The following is a 16,426-nucleotide window of genomic DNA, read 5'->3' on the forward strand; positions in this document are numbered from 1 at the left end:
GCTGTTATTTAGTTTTGCTTAGGAGGAATAGTAATGAACTTTAAAAATGTACTTGCAACCGGGTTAATCACTGCCGCTTTATTCGGATCAGCAACTACAACAAACGCTCAAACAGCACTTTTTGACGATATCCCCAATGGACATTGGTCTGAAAAAGCTGTCAATTATTTAGCTGGAAAGGAATTTGTTTCTGGATACGGAAATAGAAAGTATGGATTTGGCGATAACGTCACTCGCGGACAAGTAGCATCAATTATGTCTCGTTATTTTCATTTAAGTTATAAGGGAAAACCTATATAATTTACAGACATTAAAGGTCATATGTTTGAAGACAGTATTAAAGCTGTTGTTCAATCAGGATTGATGATTGGTGATGGAACTGATAAATTCCGACCAGATGACACACTAACTCGTTATGAAATGGCAACGATTTTACAACAGGCATTCGATTTAACTGTTAATGGTCAGTCACCATTTATTGATATTCCGAATAACCATTGGGCTAAAAAAGCAATTGAAGCTTTATACACTAATGGTGTTACAAGTGGTGTTGAATATAATCAATACGGCGGACAATACAATGTAACAAGAGAACAGTTTGCTACATTCATGTATAATACTATCCTTCAAGGTCAAAAACCTGAAGAAAAACAAAGCGATACAGAAAAAATAAAGCGGATTCTTGAAGAAAACGGATTCTTAGCTAATGAATATGGGTATACTTTCAATCCTTATGGACCAAAAGGAGATTCTATATTTGATGTTATGAATTTTTACATACAAAGTAAAAATGATCGTGAATGGGAAGCGAAAATGTTTGTATATAGTGGAAATCCTGTTATCGATAAACCTATAAAACAAATATTAGATATTCTTCTTCCTACTAAAAGCGATGAATTATGGAAAATTATCAATAGTAAGCAGCTTCCCAGAAAACAAGAATTTGAAATGGATGGAAGAACTATAGTAGTTGAAAAGTATCCTCAATACCTTGACGTTTTAATTGGTTATAAAAAATAAGTTACATACAAATTGAAAAAGAGATAAGCAGTTAGCTTTTGCGAGCTGCTCTTTTTCTACAAAATGAAATTTCTATTAAGATTTACGCTTCACTTCTTCAATTAGCCAAGACACGATATTATAATCATTGGCTTCAACCCTTAAAGATGTTCCGTTTAAAAGGCATTCCTTCATAAATATGACCTTCTTGTGATAGATGAAATAATAGCTCTACTTTAGCAACCATTTCCGCTATATATGTTGCATGACCCTTTGCGTAATTGAGTCTATATTGGCTTAATCCATGTTTTACTTTCATAACCATTCTTCCTTCCCAAATAGCGTTTTTATTAAAATTACCTTAAATCTTTTTCAGATTCCGACTACAAAATATAACAATATAGTAAGATGATAATTACAATACTAATATTTGTAATTTCTAGGAGGTTAACTAACATATGCATCCTTTTTTTGAAAAACTCACTATATTATTTTCTTGTATGGTATTACTTCTTATTATTATTGGAACAGTTCATATTTCAAAGAAGTTTAAAGAGAAAAGAAATAATAAAGAATCTTAAACAGGTTGGTGAATTACTAACCTGTTTTTTATTAAATTAACGATTTTGTTCACTTTTTTATTACATTCAGGAACAATAATGATTTATATATATATATTTGTTTCGGAATGAGTGCAGTTTTTAGCTTGGTAAAGGAACTTCGAAAGCCACAGAAAAATCAGTTCTTAATTTTAGTGGATTCTCTAATTCTGCTAGGAGCTTTATTCCTAGTAGGTAGTATCTTCATCTAAATTACATAACAAGACTACATTAGGGAGCAAAGCAGTCTAGCGAAAGCTAACTGCTTTTTATTAATTTAACTATTTTATGAAACTTTTAAGTATCCGCCATCCCTTTCACATCAACTACTTCTACCATTCGCTCTATCCTTTTTTATTTCTCTCATATTAGTTGGACCTTGCCAAATCCCCACTCGTTTCCAATGTTTTTTCTTTTTTCCGACATACGAAGGGTTAGGATCATACATAATACCAATATCCTTATCCGGTATTCCTTGTATATTTAAATTCTTGACAACCTCAGGTGTTAAACCACTCGATTTTTCTATTCTCGGTCCACTATTCTTTTTAGGCTGTGTATACAAATATCTGCCCAACCGACGTAATTCATCACCAGTCGGGCATACTTTACATTCATTAACACTAAAACTCTCGTTGGATGAGCGATTATAATGACAACGTCTACATTTCTGTTCGATAATTTCGCCAATCTGGTATGTAGCTCTTTTCGTACTCCTTTTGTCAGTTTTTTCATACCATCCAACACAAAACTGCCTTGAGCGCTATAATGAGCGCTTGTGATTGACTTTGTAACTTCAAGCCGGTGTGCACGTTTTTTCGCGGTTGTTCTTCTGCAACACGTATATTGACATGCATAAAGGTCATTCTTTAATTCATGATTCTTTTCCATAATTGCTTTAAATTCATTAAATAATGTATTGTAATCCTCATCACGATATTGAAACTGAGCTTGCATGAGTTTGAGTGCACTTCCGCTTCCAAGCATAACTTTGTTTCTGCCATACTTCTCTCAATTCTTTTTGAAGTGAATCTTTTTCATCAACAACGCCAATAACCTTTATAAAAATTAAAAGTAATTACAATATAAAGAAGTGTTTTATTTGTGATTTTTACAATAATTTTATAAAAACCTAAAAAAGAGGTATTGTCCATACATGCGTATAGCAATACCTCTTTTCTTTATCTTATTACATCTTTTACTTCTGTATCCACTGGCCACTTTTCTAATGTATAAGCCATTTCCCAAAATGAATATTCATATTGGCTGCTAATAATAAAATGTTGTTTCATTCGATTTCGGTCTGCCTCTGTTACTTTTTCAGCTATTGCATCTAATCGTGTGATTTGCTCTTCAACCAATGTTCGGAACCAATCAGATCCATAAGCAGAAATCCATTCGTTATAAATCGGCTCTTCTGGCTGACACTCTTTTAAACGCTCACCAATTTCATAATACAGCCAATAGCAAGGTAAAATTGCTGCAATGATATCACCTAAATGCCCTTCATACGCAGCACGATACATATGTGAAGTATATGCGTATGCAGTTGGAGCAGGGATAAAAGTATCTTTTTCTTCTTGTGTTATCCCTAATTTCTTCGCAAAATTCTCATGTAAAGATAATTCCGCCTCATATGTATTTTGAGCATGGTGTGCCATACGAGCTGTCGTTTCTAATTCTAGTGCTTTTGCAGCTCCTAAAGTTTGTACTCTAGCAAAGTGACTTAAATAATATGAATCTTGAAGCACGTAATAGCGAAAATTAGCTAAATCTAACGTTCCTTCACCAAGTTTTTTTACAAAAGGATGATGAAAACTAGCTTCCCAAATTGAATCTACTTCTTTACGTAATGATTGTGAAAAAGTCATTTAAGTCCCTCCAATTATGTATAAAATTTAAGTATTTACCCACCATTATTAAATCTGTAAAACAAAAAAACTTTCTTTACAGGCGTAAAGAAAGTGAAATTGACAGTTTTTATTTATTAAATAGCAATGTCCTTCCCACTTCCCTACGCTGGTATTAACCAGATCAGGTACTAAGAGTCTCAAATTCCAATTTGATCTCAGCCTATAATAGGCCCCCCTAGTGGATAAAATATTTAATTTTCGTATTGTATTCATCATAACATACTTCATGTAACTGTCAAAAGTTATTCATGATACCACTACTTAAAATCCTTCGTCTTTTCTTACTCTTAATGAAGTTTCAATAATCATATCTAATAGTTTACTATATTCAATTCCCGCTGCAGCTGCACTTTTTGGTAGTAAACTCGCTTGCGTCATCCCTGGTAATGTATTAATCTCCATTACATATGGAATACCATCCTTCACCATCATATCCACCCTTGCATAAACGCTGCATTTTAATGCTTTATAGCAAGCCAGTGACGCTTTGTTTACACGTTCCTTAAGTTCAGCTGGAAGTTCAATAACTTCTTCAATTGTACTAATATCATCATATTTCGCATTGTAATCAAAGAACTCCGCCGCATGTCGAATTGAAATAATAGGTAATTGTTTTCCATCAAAAATGGAACATGTAATCTCGTCACCTTTTATATATTTCTCTATTACTACTTCTGAATCCCATTCGAACACCGTTTCCAGCATTGAAATTAATTCATCTTTATCATAGACAATCTTTACCCCCACACTCGAGCCACCAGAGTTTGGTTTTACCACTAACGGAAATCCTAATTTATCTAATTCATCAACATTTAGATCCTCCATTTTTGTAAGTTCAATCCAATCTGGTGTTTCTATTCCTTCATAACGTAAAATCTTTTTCGAAATATTTTTGTCCATACATATACCGCTAGATAACATATTGCTTCCGCTATAAGGAATACCTAAACTTTCAAGCGTTCCTTGAACAGTTCCATCTTCTCCGTATTTTCCGTGTAATGCGAGCAATGCAAAATCAATGTCTTTCGCTTTTTCGATTAAATCCATTTTTTCATTTAATGTAATTGGTACAATTTCATATTTATTTTTATCTAAATTTGCAATCATTTCATTTCCAGTCATAATGGATACTTGTTTTTCAGAGGATACTCCTCCCATAATAACGCCAATTCTCATTTCCTCAACTCCAAATTTCGTTTTTTATTGTATCACCGATTATTTTAATGCCACGAACTATTTCTTCTTCTTTCAGACGTGAAAATCCTAATCGAAAAGTGGTCGCTCCTTCTCCATCAGAATAAAACACATCTCCAGGAGAAAAAGTAACCCCTTGCTCATAACACTTTTGCAAAAGTGTGCGGGCATGAATTTTTTCTTCTAACTCTATAAATAAATGAAGTCCACCATCACCGGTCATTCTTTGAAACGGAATGTACTCGTTACACGCCCCAACAGCTAACTCATATTTTTTCTTATAAACAGACCTTGCCTTTTTTAAATATTTTTCAAAATATCCTTCATGTAAATATTGAAAAAGAACAGCTTGATCTAAAGTAGATGTGTGAATTGTTCTTGCTCTTTTTACACTTTCTAAATAATGAATCAGCTCTTTATCTGCAATGATCCATCCAACACGTAAACCAGGGAAAAGTACCTTCGAAAAGCTACTAATATAAATCACATTATTACCAGCACCAGCAAAAGTTAATAGTGGGGCTAAATGTGAACCTGAATAACGTAGTTCCTCATTAAATCCATCTTCTATAATAGGAACCTTATATTTTGAAAATAATCTCATCAGTTCCGTTCTTTTCTCTGAACTCGTAACAATACCGGTTGGATTATGATAGGAAGGAATTAAATACGCAAAATCAAACTCTTTTTCACGCAAGCTTTTTTCCACTTCGTTCGTATCAATACCATCTTCATTCATATTTATTCCATCCACTTCAAGACCATGTAGGCGGAAAAGTTTGAGTGCAGCATGATGAGTCGGATTCTCGCAAATAACCCGCCCTGATTTCTTTGATAACGAGGATAGAACAATGTCTAACCCTTCTGTAAATCCATTTGTAATTAAAATGTCTTTATTCGAAATATCTACACCTTTCATTTCCATATAATGAAGTAAATATTTCATTAACGGTCTATAGCCTTTTGCGTATCCGTAATTTAATACGACATCACCTTCAATGGACATACGAGTAAGAAAAGCTCTTTTGAAATTTTCCACATCAAATAGCTTTTCGTCCGGAGCGATACTGTTAAAAACAATCATTCCTTTTTCCCAGCGAACACCATGTTTCATTAAATCTAATTCATCCGCTAATAAAGTAACTGTATTAATTTTATTTTTCCAATCTATTTCAACAGACGAAGTGTTTGAAATATCAACCTTCGCAACAAAATTCCCTTTTCCTTTAACTGCATATATAAGTCCTTCTTGCTCTAAATCCGCATAAGCAGCTAGCACAGTATTTCTGCTCACACTTAATAATTCGCTAAGTTCCCTCGTCGAAGGAATTTTTTGATCCCCGAGCAAATGCCCTTTCATAATCATCTTTTTTAAATAATCTTTCAATTGAATATAAACGGGACGCTCTTTGACAACTTTAAAATCTTTAAACAATTCCTTACCCCCTGCAATCATTTTTGCATAATTATTTCATTCTCAAAAGGTCCACTACATATGTATTTTTTATAAAGGGCGGTACGGTCTTATAAAGTGGAACTTTAATCAATGGGATTGTTTATTAAGCTCACTGATTATTAGCCCTCACGAACCAGGCGTTTTACTACCTGTTACTAAGGGATAAATCTTTACGGTATAAGTTAATTATATCTTTTAAAGCTGCTGCTGCGGCTCCGCGTGGATTTGATGCACCACCAATTGTAGTAACTTGCCCCATCGTATCTGTAAAGAACGTAATCCCTTTTTCTGTCCCATTTATATTTGCTAGCGGATGATTCTTATCTATTTCGTACGGTTCTACTTTAAGAGTCACTTTACCATCCTGCTCCTTATACGCTGAAGCTATTAATTTAATAAATTTATTTTGTTCCTTAGCATTTCGAATTTGTTGTTTTGTAACATGTTCAATTCCTTTTATATGTATATCTGTAAGCATATGCTCTGTTCCCATTAAACTGTTTGTCAAAAGTAACAATTTACAAGCACTATCAGATCCGCTTACATCCAATATTGGGTTCGTCTCAGCAATTCCTTTACGTTGCGCTTCTTTCAGTGCTTCTTCAAACGTAATATCTTCCTCATTCATTTTCGTAAGAATATAATTTGTAGTCCCGTTTAATATTCCTTCTATTTTTTCAATATGGCAACCAGCTAAACTAAATTGACCAATATCAAGTGTCGGTAATGCCGCAGCAGTTGCACCACTATATCGAATTCGTACATTTGCGATTTTTGCTGCTTCATTTATTTCTCTCCAGTTTGTAACAAGCGCACCTTTTGAAATTGCTACTATATCCATTTGTTTCTCAATCGCTTGTTTTATATATTGTTTCCCTGGATTTCCATCTTTAAGGTTTGTAACTGTTGATTCTACCAGCACTGTACCACTTATGTTATCTGTTGCACGTTCCTCCGGATGATATTCTATATACTTTTCAATTGCAGCACTACTGCTACCATACATTAATAAGTTATGAATAGATAATCCATCTTTATTATGTATTGCAACATTTCTGCCTAATACGCCACTTACAACTAACTCTATACCATAAGTTTCATATATATATGAACATTTTTCATGTAGTAATTTTATAAACTCTTTTCCTACTGTTCCATATCCTGAGAGTACAACTTTAATTTTCATAATATCCCCCCATATTTTTCTACCAAATCCCTCTTTCAATATAATATAAAGCGCCCTCGAATTCCATCGAGAGCGCTTTATTATTACCTATTTCGGTAAACGTAATAGCTTTTCAGCAATTGTTCTATAAAACTCTTGAATGTTAGAAAAACCTAACGTGTCTGAAATACTTAATCCTACCATGTCGAGATGGTCCCAATTTGCTTTCGTTTCGATATGATTCCATTTCCCAATCTGTAATGACTCATTATTATTTACGGTAGCATTAGAAGAAGGTGCAATCATAGAACTTGTATTTACTACACCATCATTTTGCCACCAAGTAGTATCAATTAATGGACGATTTTCTTCATACCTTGCATAGGAACCTAAGAAAAATGCATTCCCCATTAACACTTTATTCATCGTTATATGAGGGAAATGTAAACCTGTTATAGGTGCCGCTTGTGATGCATGTCCACTATAGGATAAGTAATACACATTCGGTTGCGTCTTTACCCAATTATTTAACTCCTTTGCACCATCTGTACTTAAATCCCATTGACTTATATCTTTTGTATTTTTCCAAAGTGAACTATTTAGAATACGATTACTGTATTGGAAAAAGGACTCTCCAACATTTTTCTTTATGCCCCATTGATCCAATTTAAAATCATATAGTGATAAATTATCGTTTCCTCCAAAACTTGCAGCTGTAATGAGTAAATCTTTAACGAACGGTAGTAGAAGACTACCATCCGCAAGTGTTGTACCGTTGTGAGGAGTTGCTAATGTTGTAACACTATGAACATATGATTTCTCGCCCTCAAATAATGGTGATATTTTGGTGTTTGGGTGATTTTTCACATAATTTTTCTCTTCAAAACTGCCTTCTTTTAATAGCTGTACTAATGTTCTAATCGTTTGTCCACCCATGCTATGCCCAACTAAATGAACTTTATTTGTTTCACTCCAATTCGGCGCAAAACCACTATAAGTTCTACCAAAACGATTATGTCCATGTTTCTCAGCATGTGCGGCACCGTAGTCTACTGTTCCACCGTTAATTTGGGCATATAATTCACATGCACGGTCCCAGTTACTAGAAACCGGTCCAACAGCTGCGGTATGAACTGTATAACCATTGCGTTTCAAATCTTCTTGTATATCATGAACACCCCCCCAATATTTAACCCCTAGCATTTCCTCTCTACCCCATCCGGCAAACCCATTTACTAAAATGATCGGATAATTATTTTGTTGACTCTCTTCAGCATATGTTATTTTCGCTACCAATGAACAAACAGCCACTAATGCAAAAAAACATATTTTTAAAAATAACTTCCCCATATTTCCTCCCCCTGATAAAACGTTTACATTTTTCACTTTACAGCATGCTTTAATAACTTAAACATAATGTAAAGTATTTTATATACGTTGTATATATAGAAAACATATAAAAATGTTGATAAATATTTGCTTTTTACAATACATCTTGTAAATCTGTTTATTTGAATTTATAATTAGATATAGTTTCCTCATGTTAAAAAGATTTAAAAACCATAAGAAAACTAATCTCATTGCTTGAAAAGGAGGAAAAAGCATGCAAATCAAATCAAATATTCATACATTATCTCAACCTACTAAAATAACTCCGTCTAATCTTGAGCATAATACTATCTCTTCTACTAAACTTGAAAATAAAAAATCAAATGATCCCATCAAATTTGATATTCGTTCATCTGAAAAAGAGATGAAACAACCTGAGCATAAATTTAATGAATTAGATTTATGGAAGATGCTAAAAGATAAAGGTGTTCCTTTATGGATTATACTTGAAATGCTACAAAAGGCTCGTAAAGAAAAAGAAACACAAAATAATTCAGTTCAAAATTCAACTGCGATTGAAGAAACGAGTGAGACTCGATTAAATGAAGTAATGTAATCTATGTTATATGAATGCTCTAAAGTAAAAAGAGTTCGAGATTGATAAAATTTCTATCAACCTCGAACTCTTTTTTAAGATTTTTCTCCAATCGTTACAAACTGAAATGATACCTCCCCTTGATGATCTTTAATTAACTTTTCTACTTTTACTTTTTCATTTATTAATGTATTATCTGTCGACATTTTAGGTTTTTCATCACCTAAAGACTTGTTCAGGTGGAGAAGATGCATTTTCGTTTCATTTGCTTTTAATTCTTTATACACACTATCTTTTGCTACAATTACATACGCTTGTGTTGGATATTTACGAGTGTTACCTATCCAAGCATCACTACCGTATTTAACAGCAAACTCCTTTCCTTCTAATTCAATACTTTTTAAATTTTTTTCATCTTCTTGTGCCAACAAAATCGAGCCTTCTTTTGGTAACTTAGGTAACGTATCTATAGGTCTAAATTTGGATCCATTCTCTCTTTCACGAAAAATCTTTGTTTTAATCAACGCTTGTGCTGTAGATTCATTTAAAATTAAAACTTGTCCATTTCCAAATGTACCCGTTTTCACAGAAAACACTTCATTTTCTTTCGTAATTTCCTGATAACGATTCATAATTGATAAAGTATTATTTTCATCTCCAATGATTAATACACCGTTAGCTGGAAATCTGTTTTCATTTTTAGAGCATGCACTTAAACTTATTAACATTAATATACTTAAAATGAAAATAGATAATATTTTCTTCATCACAGTTCCTTTCATAACTCAAATTGTTTTTACATGCTTTTATGCAGTCTTACTTACTCATATTCCCTACTGTTCCATAGTTTTATAAAGCTTTTGTAAATAACGCCAACGAGTTATATAGAAATATAAAACTTGTATACAGATAAATGAAATTAAAATTACAATAGAACTATTTAAAATAGAAAAATCGACTAATTGTTGTAATGCCATATAAGCAACCACTGTGTGTATTACTGCAATGGTAATCGGTAAAAAGAACATTAATAATAACTGTCTCGTTACAACTTTTTTCAACTCTCGCTTACTTAATCCCATTTTCGAAATCATTTTATATTGTTGTTGATCGCGATCCAAATCAGTATATAACCGGAAGTAAATAAAACTAGCGGCAAATGTGAAGAAGACGATTCCAACTAAAACACTTGCCATAAGTAATAATCCATTCGTTTGTTTTGCCTCTAACAAACTTAAAGTCAAAGCTTGAAAATGGAAATTATCTTCTCTTGCATCTGCATTGAATATACTATTTAATTGATTTGAAATTTCTTTCGTCTTTATCCAGTCATCTACAACAAATCCGTATGTACGATGTTGAATAACTACATCATCTTGATTGATATTAAAAGGAATACCATCATATACACGATCTTGAACCGCGATAAAAATACCGCTAGTATCATGTGGTAAAACTAAATTTTCTACAGCTTTTTTCACACGAAATGTCTTTATCCAATCTCCTTCAATGACTTCAATATTCTTTTTATAATCACCATTTTTAAATTCTTGTTTTTGTGATACCATTCCAGGGATTAGTAATATTTCATCTTCTTTTTCAATTGTTTCTTGTTGATATCCTAGCGCTCTCGCAAGTTCGTTATATTCACTTAACTTCATTACATATACATTACTTTCTGTATATTTATAAGAAGATGAAGCTGTTCGATATGGAATATTCGCATCAGCAAGATGTTTTTTTATAATAGATAGATGTTTATCCACCACTTTGTCTTTTTCAGGACCTATATAAAGAAACGTATATGGGTTTGTCATTCTTACCAATTCTTTATTCCCAATAGCAGCTGTAGTTCCAATTGCTGTAAAAGCAACTGCTGAAATAATAGACACTATAAAAAACATAGTTGCATTATCTTTCATACGGTAAATTAATTCTGAAAACGTTAATATATTTGTTCTCTTTAAAAAGAAAAATTCACTCCTTTTCGCAAGATGCAATATATAAACGCTACATTGTGTATATAAAAAGTACGTTCCTATAATTACTAAGAGCACACCCATTACGAGCATGATAAAACTATGATTTTGAATAAAGCGAAATACTGAAATATATCCATACCCTATACTAATTAAAGAAAGTAACGATAATATTATTGAAGCTTTCGGTTCAGGCTTTGGCTTTTCTCCAGCTTGAATAAGTTCCACAAGTTCGGTTACTTTAACCGTTTTAAATGTAACTAACGAAACGATTAAAAATAAGACAAGAAACGTGAAAACTGTTAATAATACAGCCTGCACTGGTATATAAAAAGGTAAACCATTACTAATCATTAATACACTGGCACTGATTAGTAAAACTAGTTTAGAAAATATGAGGCCAATGAGGATACCAATACAAATCGAACCAAGTCCGATTAACATATTTTCAATTAACAATAACTGCTTAAGCTGTCTCATTGACATACCTTGCATCATTAAAATACCAAATTCTTTCTTACGCGTTTTTAAAAACGAGCTCACTGAATATAAAATAAAGAAAAATGAAAAGACAAAAATCAAACCTTGGGATATTTGAAATCCTAATGTACCAAATGTACTTATTGTTTTACTTGTCGATTTCAACTCCCCCTGTAAATCAGGATGGAATAATAAAAGGGCATATGTAAAGAAAATCATAATCGAAAATGCACTACTTAAAAAATGGGCAGCATATGTACGCTTATTTCGAAAAATATTATTAAATGCGAACTGACGAAAAGTCATGCCTTTTCCCTCCTAACAAAGAAAGGACATCCATAATCTTTTGATAAAAGGTTTGCCGACTTTCACCACGATAAATTTCGTTATACAGTTGACCATCTTTTATGAAGATTACTCGGCTACAAAAACTAGCTGCATACGGATCATGTGTAACTAACATCATCGTTGCCTTTTCTTCCTTATTAAGCGTATCCAGCATCTCCATTACATCATTTGAAGATTTAGAGTCTAAATTCCCGGTCGGTTCATCAGCAAGTAATAATTGCGGCTTATGAACAATTGCACGAGCAATTGCTGTTCTTTGAGCTTGTCCCCCTGAAATTTCAAACGTTCTTTTATTCAATATATCTGTAATATTTAATTTCTCTGCAATTTCTTCTACTCGTTTATTCATTTCTTGCACAGAAACACCATCTAATGTCATCGGCAATACGATATTTTCCTTCACTGTAAGCGTACTAAGTAAATTAAATGATTGGAATACAAATCCTAATTGTTTTCTACGGAATAAAGCCAAATCTTCAGATGATAACTGGAAAGGATTCGTACCATTTATTACTATTTCTCCCGATGTTGGAGAGTCGATAGTAGATACCATATTTAATAACGTTGTTTTCCCGCTACCAGATGGCCCCATGATCCCTATAAATTCACCTTCTTGAATTGATAAATCAATATCTACTAATGCTTTAAAAGGTATTTTCCCTTTATATACTTTACTAATATTTTTCGCATGTAAAATTTCCATTTCTATTCTCCCTTCATTTGCACTTCTCACAATAGAGTGTAAATGAATTCTCTTATAGCTCATATTGATTCATCTTTCATTTATCTTACACGCTTGTAAGATTTCTAAAAAAACTGATAATAATACTATTTACAAATTAAAATTAACGCATAACTATCTTATAATAATTGTATAGTGGTAGGAAATACAATATCCTATCTTTATTATACGAAAAAGAAAAGACCGATTACTTTATCGATCTTTTCATTCCCAAAGTTATATTTTTAACTTACGCCTTTAATTGAAATGTATTTGATAAATACTCTCTGCATCATTGACCGTAAACTCTTGTAGGTATAGATCTCCACAATCTATTCTAAATAACTTAGTCAAACTCTCTTCTCCCATGTTAATCCCCCTTACTTACATTAAAGTTCCTTAATCTGCTTCGTAAGTTCCTTAAATCGTTCATCCAGTGCTTTATATTCTTTGTCTTTAGAAGTTAAAAAGCTTAATTTTCCTAATACTTCTTGTCTTTCTGTTTCTAACGTTAAACGTAGCTCTTCAATTTCATCTCTTGTTTTCGTAGGTTCTTCAAGTTGCTTTTGTATCGTATTGTTTACAAACACAAGTTTTGTGTTTGTTGTTTTCTCCAGAAAATATCGATCATGAGAAACAATAACGAGTGTTCCGTTATACTCAGCTAATGTATTTTCGAGCTGTTCACGTGAAGGCAAATCCAGATGATTCGTTGGTTCATCTAAAATAAGTACATCTTTTTCATCTAAAATATAAGCCATTAGCTTACATTTTACTCGTTCTCCCATACTCATATATCGTATCGGCTCTGTCCATTGAGAAGATTCAAATCCTAAATGTTTCATTAAATTTTGGACTTTTCCTCTTTCTTCAAATGTCTCTTTATAAAATAAATCTTCTGGTGTTTTATCAAGTGGTAAATCAAATACTTCTTGTGTTAAATAACCGATGTTTGCTGATGGTGAAATCCATATTTCGCCTTGAGCAGTTTCCGCTCCCATAATCATCTTTAGTAATGTTGTTTTCCCGCTACCGTTTGGGCCAACAATCGCAATCTTCTCACCGTGCTGAATTGTAAAATTAACGTTTTCAAATAATAGCCGATTATTAAATTCTTTCCGTAATTGTTTTACTTCTAAAAAACGTTTCCCTACTTTTTTATTCGCTTGAATAGAAAATTCAACCGAATAATCTTCTTTCACACGTTCAACTTTCGTTTTTTCAAGCTCTTTTTCAAGACGTTTTCGTTTCGATTTTACTTGCGCATCCATTCGCTTCGCCTTTACACGATAAAACTCTTTCACACCTTCTTGTTTTGTGGACTGCGCATGTGCCTTTTGTGACCATGAGCTTAATTCTTTTATATGAGTTTCTACTTGTTCTATCTTCTTTTGTTGTTTTTCATATTCACGCTGCTGCGTCATTCTTTTATGCTCACGTGCTTTCATATAACTCGTATAATTCCCGCTATGATCAATTAATTTCTTATCCTCAATTGACCATATTCTAGTCGCGACAACATCTAAAAAATATCGATCATGTGATACGACGATAACTGTACCTTTCATATTTTTAATTTGCTTAATGAGAAATTCTGTACTCATCTCATCTAGATGATTTGTCGGTTCGTCTAATATTAAGACATTAGGATTTTCAGCAAATCCTTTTGCTAATCGAACTTTTAGCTTTTCACCACCACTTAAAGTAAAAAAATCATTCGTTGGCACGCCCCATTTCGCAAGAAGTTCTGCTTCTTTTGCAATTATATCCTTACTAACGAAAGATTCTTTTTCTTGTTCAACATATGCTGTTGTCATATTCATTTGCATCCATTCAACAGTACCTTTTGATGGTTCAATCTTCCCATTTATTAATTGAAGTAACGTTGATTTACCAGCCCCATTTTTGCCGATTAATCCGATAACATCCCCTTGTCTTACTGTCACATTCATTTTCTCTAACAAAGTATTTTCCTTTATTTCAACATAAACATCATTTAATTTTAATAGTTCTTTCATAATACCGATCCCTTTCATTAAGGGAGAATAAAAAAATCCTCCCAAATAAATTTGGCAGGATTAGTCGTTAAAATATTTATACCCAAATAAGCTATTGCGCAACATAAATAGCAATACCGTTGTATGGAAATTGGGCAGACTAATCCTATTTTTTAGAAATTGAAATATATTGAATTTCAACATTTAAAAATAAGATTAGTTAATCATCGTCCACCCATCATTCCTTTCCGTCGTTAATAACCATATTGTACCATACTAGTACTGTATGAGTAAATGTAATTATATGTGCTGTTAAAAAGATTGCTTTCTTTTAGATTTATTTATCATTCCTTAACTTCATGTTGAATAAGCACAAATTACATTGATTGTAATACGCCCTTTAGGTTTCCACATTGAGACTCCCACGACTAAAGTCGCAAGCCCTAATCCTTACGAATTGACGGGTGGGATTCTTGAATGACTAAACGTTCGCAGTCCATTTCTGTTTTGAACAGACTTCAAGATGAGGGCATCTCATTGCCCCTCCTAAGACAGTGCGTATAGCATCTTAGGCTGATTGACTGTTACCATCAATCACAGTTGCGTAGCGAATATTCATCGCCCCAACAATATCACGATGTTTCTCAAATCCACATCGGCACTTGTATTTTCTGTCTGGTGCTTTGTTCTTTTCAGAACATTTCGGACATGTTTGACTTGTATAAGCAGGGTTCACATATTCTACTTTAATACCAACTAAATTCGCTTTGTATTCAATGAACTGTGCTAAACGATAGAATGACCAAGTGTGTAGATTTTTCTCGTTTTTACGGCTTGTTCTTGCCGTCTGTCTAATATTCGTTAGTTGTTCTAAACGAATAACAGAAATGTTATTATCGGTTGCAAAGTCAATGATTTCACGACTTACTTTGTGGTCTTGGTCTTGCATCCATCTTTGTTCTTTATCATCAAGTTGTCGAATGGCATTTAATTTCTTATTTTCACCTAACTTCTTACGAACACTACGAAACTTACGTTTCATATATTTGTTTTGTCTACCATTGCCGAAGAAACGAACTTTATCATCGTCTGTGATGGCTACCGCAGGGACCTTAAGACCTAAATCTACCCCTAAAATCTTCGTTCCTGTTTTTTCATTTGTAGGAATCGTGACAGATATTTGAGCAATCCACTTATTAGATTTCTTCGTGATACGAAGTGTACCTAACTTGTGTGTTAACAAATTAAAATTGCGATTATATTTATCAGTTAATAAAGCACGAACCTTTAAGCGAGTTGATTTTCCATTTACCATGAGTGGAACTGAAATGTGCATGAAGTCAAACGAATAGTTTTGATTGTTCCATACACAAACAGGTCTCTTTAGAATCGGAATAACTTTGTATTTACTTTTTTTCACCTTTGTAGAAAACACACTTTTAGCGTCTTTAATTGCTTGGTTCTTCACTGCGCTTGGAAGATTAGCTTCAACATCTTTTGTACTTTTCTTAGTGCTCTTCTTCGCTTCAGCCATTTCAGATACAAGTGTATTAATGACTTTAATATACTCATAGCTACTTTGTTCCAATAACTGAATTTGTTCTTTTGTTGGAAGCAATTTAACTTTGACTGTGATTGTTTGTGACACAAT

General features: G+C 33.0%; 15 protein-coding genes, 2 pseudogenes and 1 riboswitch. Of the genes and pseudogenes, 3 read left to right on the top strand and 14 right to left on the bottom strand.

Annotated features, from left to right (window positions below; translation table 11 throughout):
- Positions 1-33: 33 nt before the first annotated feature.
- Positions 34-1,020 (top strand): annotated as a pseudogene (locus LMD38_RS14020) (S-layer homology domain-containing protein).
- A gap of 133 nt (positions 1,021-1,153) precedes the next feature.
- On the opposite strand, the gene LMD38_RS14025 reads toward LMD38_RS14020, so the two are convergent.
- Positions 1,154-1,318, bottom strand: a complete 165-nt coding sequence (locus LMD38_RS14025) for a hypothetical protein (protein WP_162493030.1) — start codon at positions 1,316-1,318, stop codon at positions 1,154-1,156.
- A gap of 139 nt (positions 1,319-1,457) precedes the next feature.
- Here LMD38_RS14025 and LMD38_RS28625 point away from each other — a divergent pair, with 139 nt between their 5' ends.
- Complete coding sequence (locus LMD38_RS28625; protein ID WP_262448118.1) at positions 1,458-1,580, top strand: hypothetical protein; 123 nt, start codon at positions 1,458-1,460, stop codon at positions 1,578-1,580.
- Between the two features lie 340 nt (positions 1,581-1,920).
- Here LMD38_RS28625 and LMD38_RS28630 read toward each other — a convergent pair whose 3' ends face one another.
- The 7 genes from LMD38_RS28630 to LMD38_RS14055 form a co-directional block, all read right to left on the bottom strand.
- The gene (locus LMD38_RS28630) at positions 1,921-2,046 is read right to left on the bottom strand and encodes a hypothetical protein (RefSeq protein WP_265105273.1); all 126 of its coding nucleotides are present in this window, start codon (positions 2,044-2,046) and stop codon (positions 1,921-1,923) included.
- Between the two features lie 77 nt (positions 2,047-2,123).
- Positions 2,124-2,585, bottom strand: coding sequence for a hypothetical protein (locus LMD38_RS14030; RefSeq protein WP_227585683.1), 462 nt, complete (start codon positions 2,583-2,585; stop codon positions 2,124-2,126).
- A gap of 194 nt (positions 2,586-2,779) precedes the next feature.
- Positions 2,780-3,469: a thiaminase II gene (gene tenA, locus LMD38_RS14035; protein WP_062822421.1), complete on the bottom strand. Its 690-nt coding sequence runs from the start codon at positions 3,467-3,469 to the stop codon at positions 2,780-2,782.
- A gap of 123 nt (positions 3,470-3,592) precedes the next feature.
- A riboswitch (TPP riboswitch) is annotated at positions 3,593-3,698 on the bottom strand.
- Positions 3,699-3,772: 74 nt separating this feature from the next.
- Positions 3,773-4,687 (bottom strand): D-alanine--D-alanine ligase, encoded by a 915-nt coding sequence (gene ddlB, locus LMD38_RS14040; protein ID WP_016717577.1) that lies wholly within the window; start codon positions 4,685-4,687, stop codon positions 3,773-3,775.
- Positions 4,688-4,691: 4 nt separating this feature from the next.
- Positions 4,692-6,140: a MocR-like pyridoxine biosynthesis transcription factor PdxR gene (pdxR, locus tag LMD38_RS14045; protein ID WP_000471643.1), complete on the bottom strand. Its 1,449-nt coding sequence runs from the start codon at positions 6,138-6,140 to the stop codon at positions 4,692-4,694.
- Positions 6,141-6,306: 166 nt separating this feature from the next.
- Entirely contained in the window at positions 6,307-7,347 is a 1,041-nt protein-coding gene (locus LMD38_RS14050) for a homoserine dehydrogenase (RefSeq protein ID WP_062822422.1), read from the bottom strand.
- A gap of 87 nt (positions 7,348-7,434) precedes the next feature.
- Complete coding sequence (locus tag LMD38_RS14055; RefSeq protein WP_062822423.1) at positions 7,435-8,676, bottom strand: esterase/lipase family protein; 1,242 nt, start codon at positions 8,674-8,676, stop codon at positions 7,435-7,437.
- A gap of 253 nt (positions 8,677-8,929) precedes the next feature.
- Here LMD38_RS14055 and LMD38_RS14060 point away from each other — a divergent pair, with 253 nt between their 5' ends.
- Positions 8,930-9,271 carry a DUF3914 domain-containing protein gene (locus LMD38_RS14060; RefSeq protein ID WP_016717573.1) on the top strand — a complete coding sequence of 114 codons (342 nt, stop codon included), beginning with the start codon at positions 8,930-8,932 and terminating at the stop codon, positions 9,269-9,271.
- A gap of 74 nt (positions 9,272-9,345) precedes the next feature.
- Here the strand turns inward: LMD38_RS14060 and LMD38_RS14065 are convergent, their stop codons facing one another.
- From LMD38_RS14065 to LMD38_RS14085, 6 genes and pseudogenes are all read right to left on the bottom strand, one after another.
- Positions 9,346-10,017 (bottom strand): lipoprotein BA_5634 family protein, encoded by a 672-nt coding sequence (locus tag LMD38_RS14065; protein WP_048554571.1) that lies wholly within the window; start codon positions 10,015-10,017, stop codon positions 9,346-9,348.
- Between the two features lie 66 nt (positions 10,018-10,083).
- The gene (locus LMD38_RS14070) at positions 10,084-12,015 is read right to left on the bottom strand and encodes an ABC transporter permease (protein ID WP_046647115.1); all 1,932 of its coding nucleotides are present in this window, start codon (positions 12,013-12,015) and stop codon (positions 10,084-10,086) included.
- Complete coding sequence (locus tag LMD38_RS14075; protein WP_000404256.1) at positions 11,990-12,760, bottom strand: ABC transporter ATP-binding protein; 771 nt, start codon at positions 12,758-12,760, stop codon at positions 11,990-11,992. Before LMD38_RS14075 ends, LMD38_RS14070 begins: the two co-directional genes overlap by 26 nt.
- A gap of 288 nt (positions 12,761-13,048) precedes the next feature.
- Positions 13,049-13,147 (bottom strand): annotated as a pseudogene (locus LMD38_RS28720) (acetyltransferase); the annotation flags it as partial.
- Between the two features lie 20 nt (positions 13,148-13,167).
- Positions 13,168-14,796 (bottom strand): ribosomal protection-like ABC-F family protein, encoded by a 1,629-nt coding sequence (abc-f, locus tag LMD38_RS14080; RefSeq protein WP_062822426.1) that lies wholly within the window; start codon positions 14,794-14,796, stop codon positions 13,168-13,170.
- 547 nt (positions 14,797-15,343) lie between these two features.
- Entirely contained in the window at positions 15,344-16,423 is a 1,080-nt protein-coding gene (locus tag LMD38_RS14085) for an RNA-guided endonuclease TnpB family protein (RefSeq protein WP_016717819.1), read from the bottom strand.
- Between the last annotated feature and the right edge of the window lie 3 nt (positions 16,424-16,426).

Origin of the sequence: Bacillus pacificus (assembly GCF_020861345.1) — a bacterium.
In the GTDB taxonomy this organism is placed as follows: Bacteria; Bacillota; Bacilli; order Bacillales; family Bacillaceae_G; genus Bacillus_A; species Bacillus_A pacificus.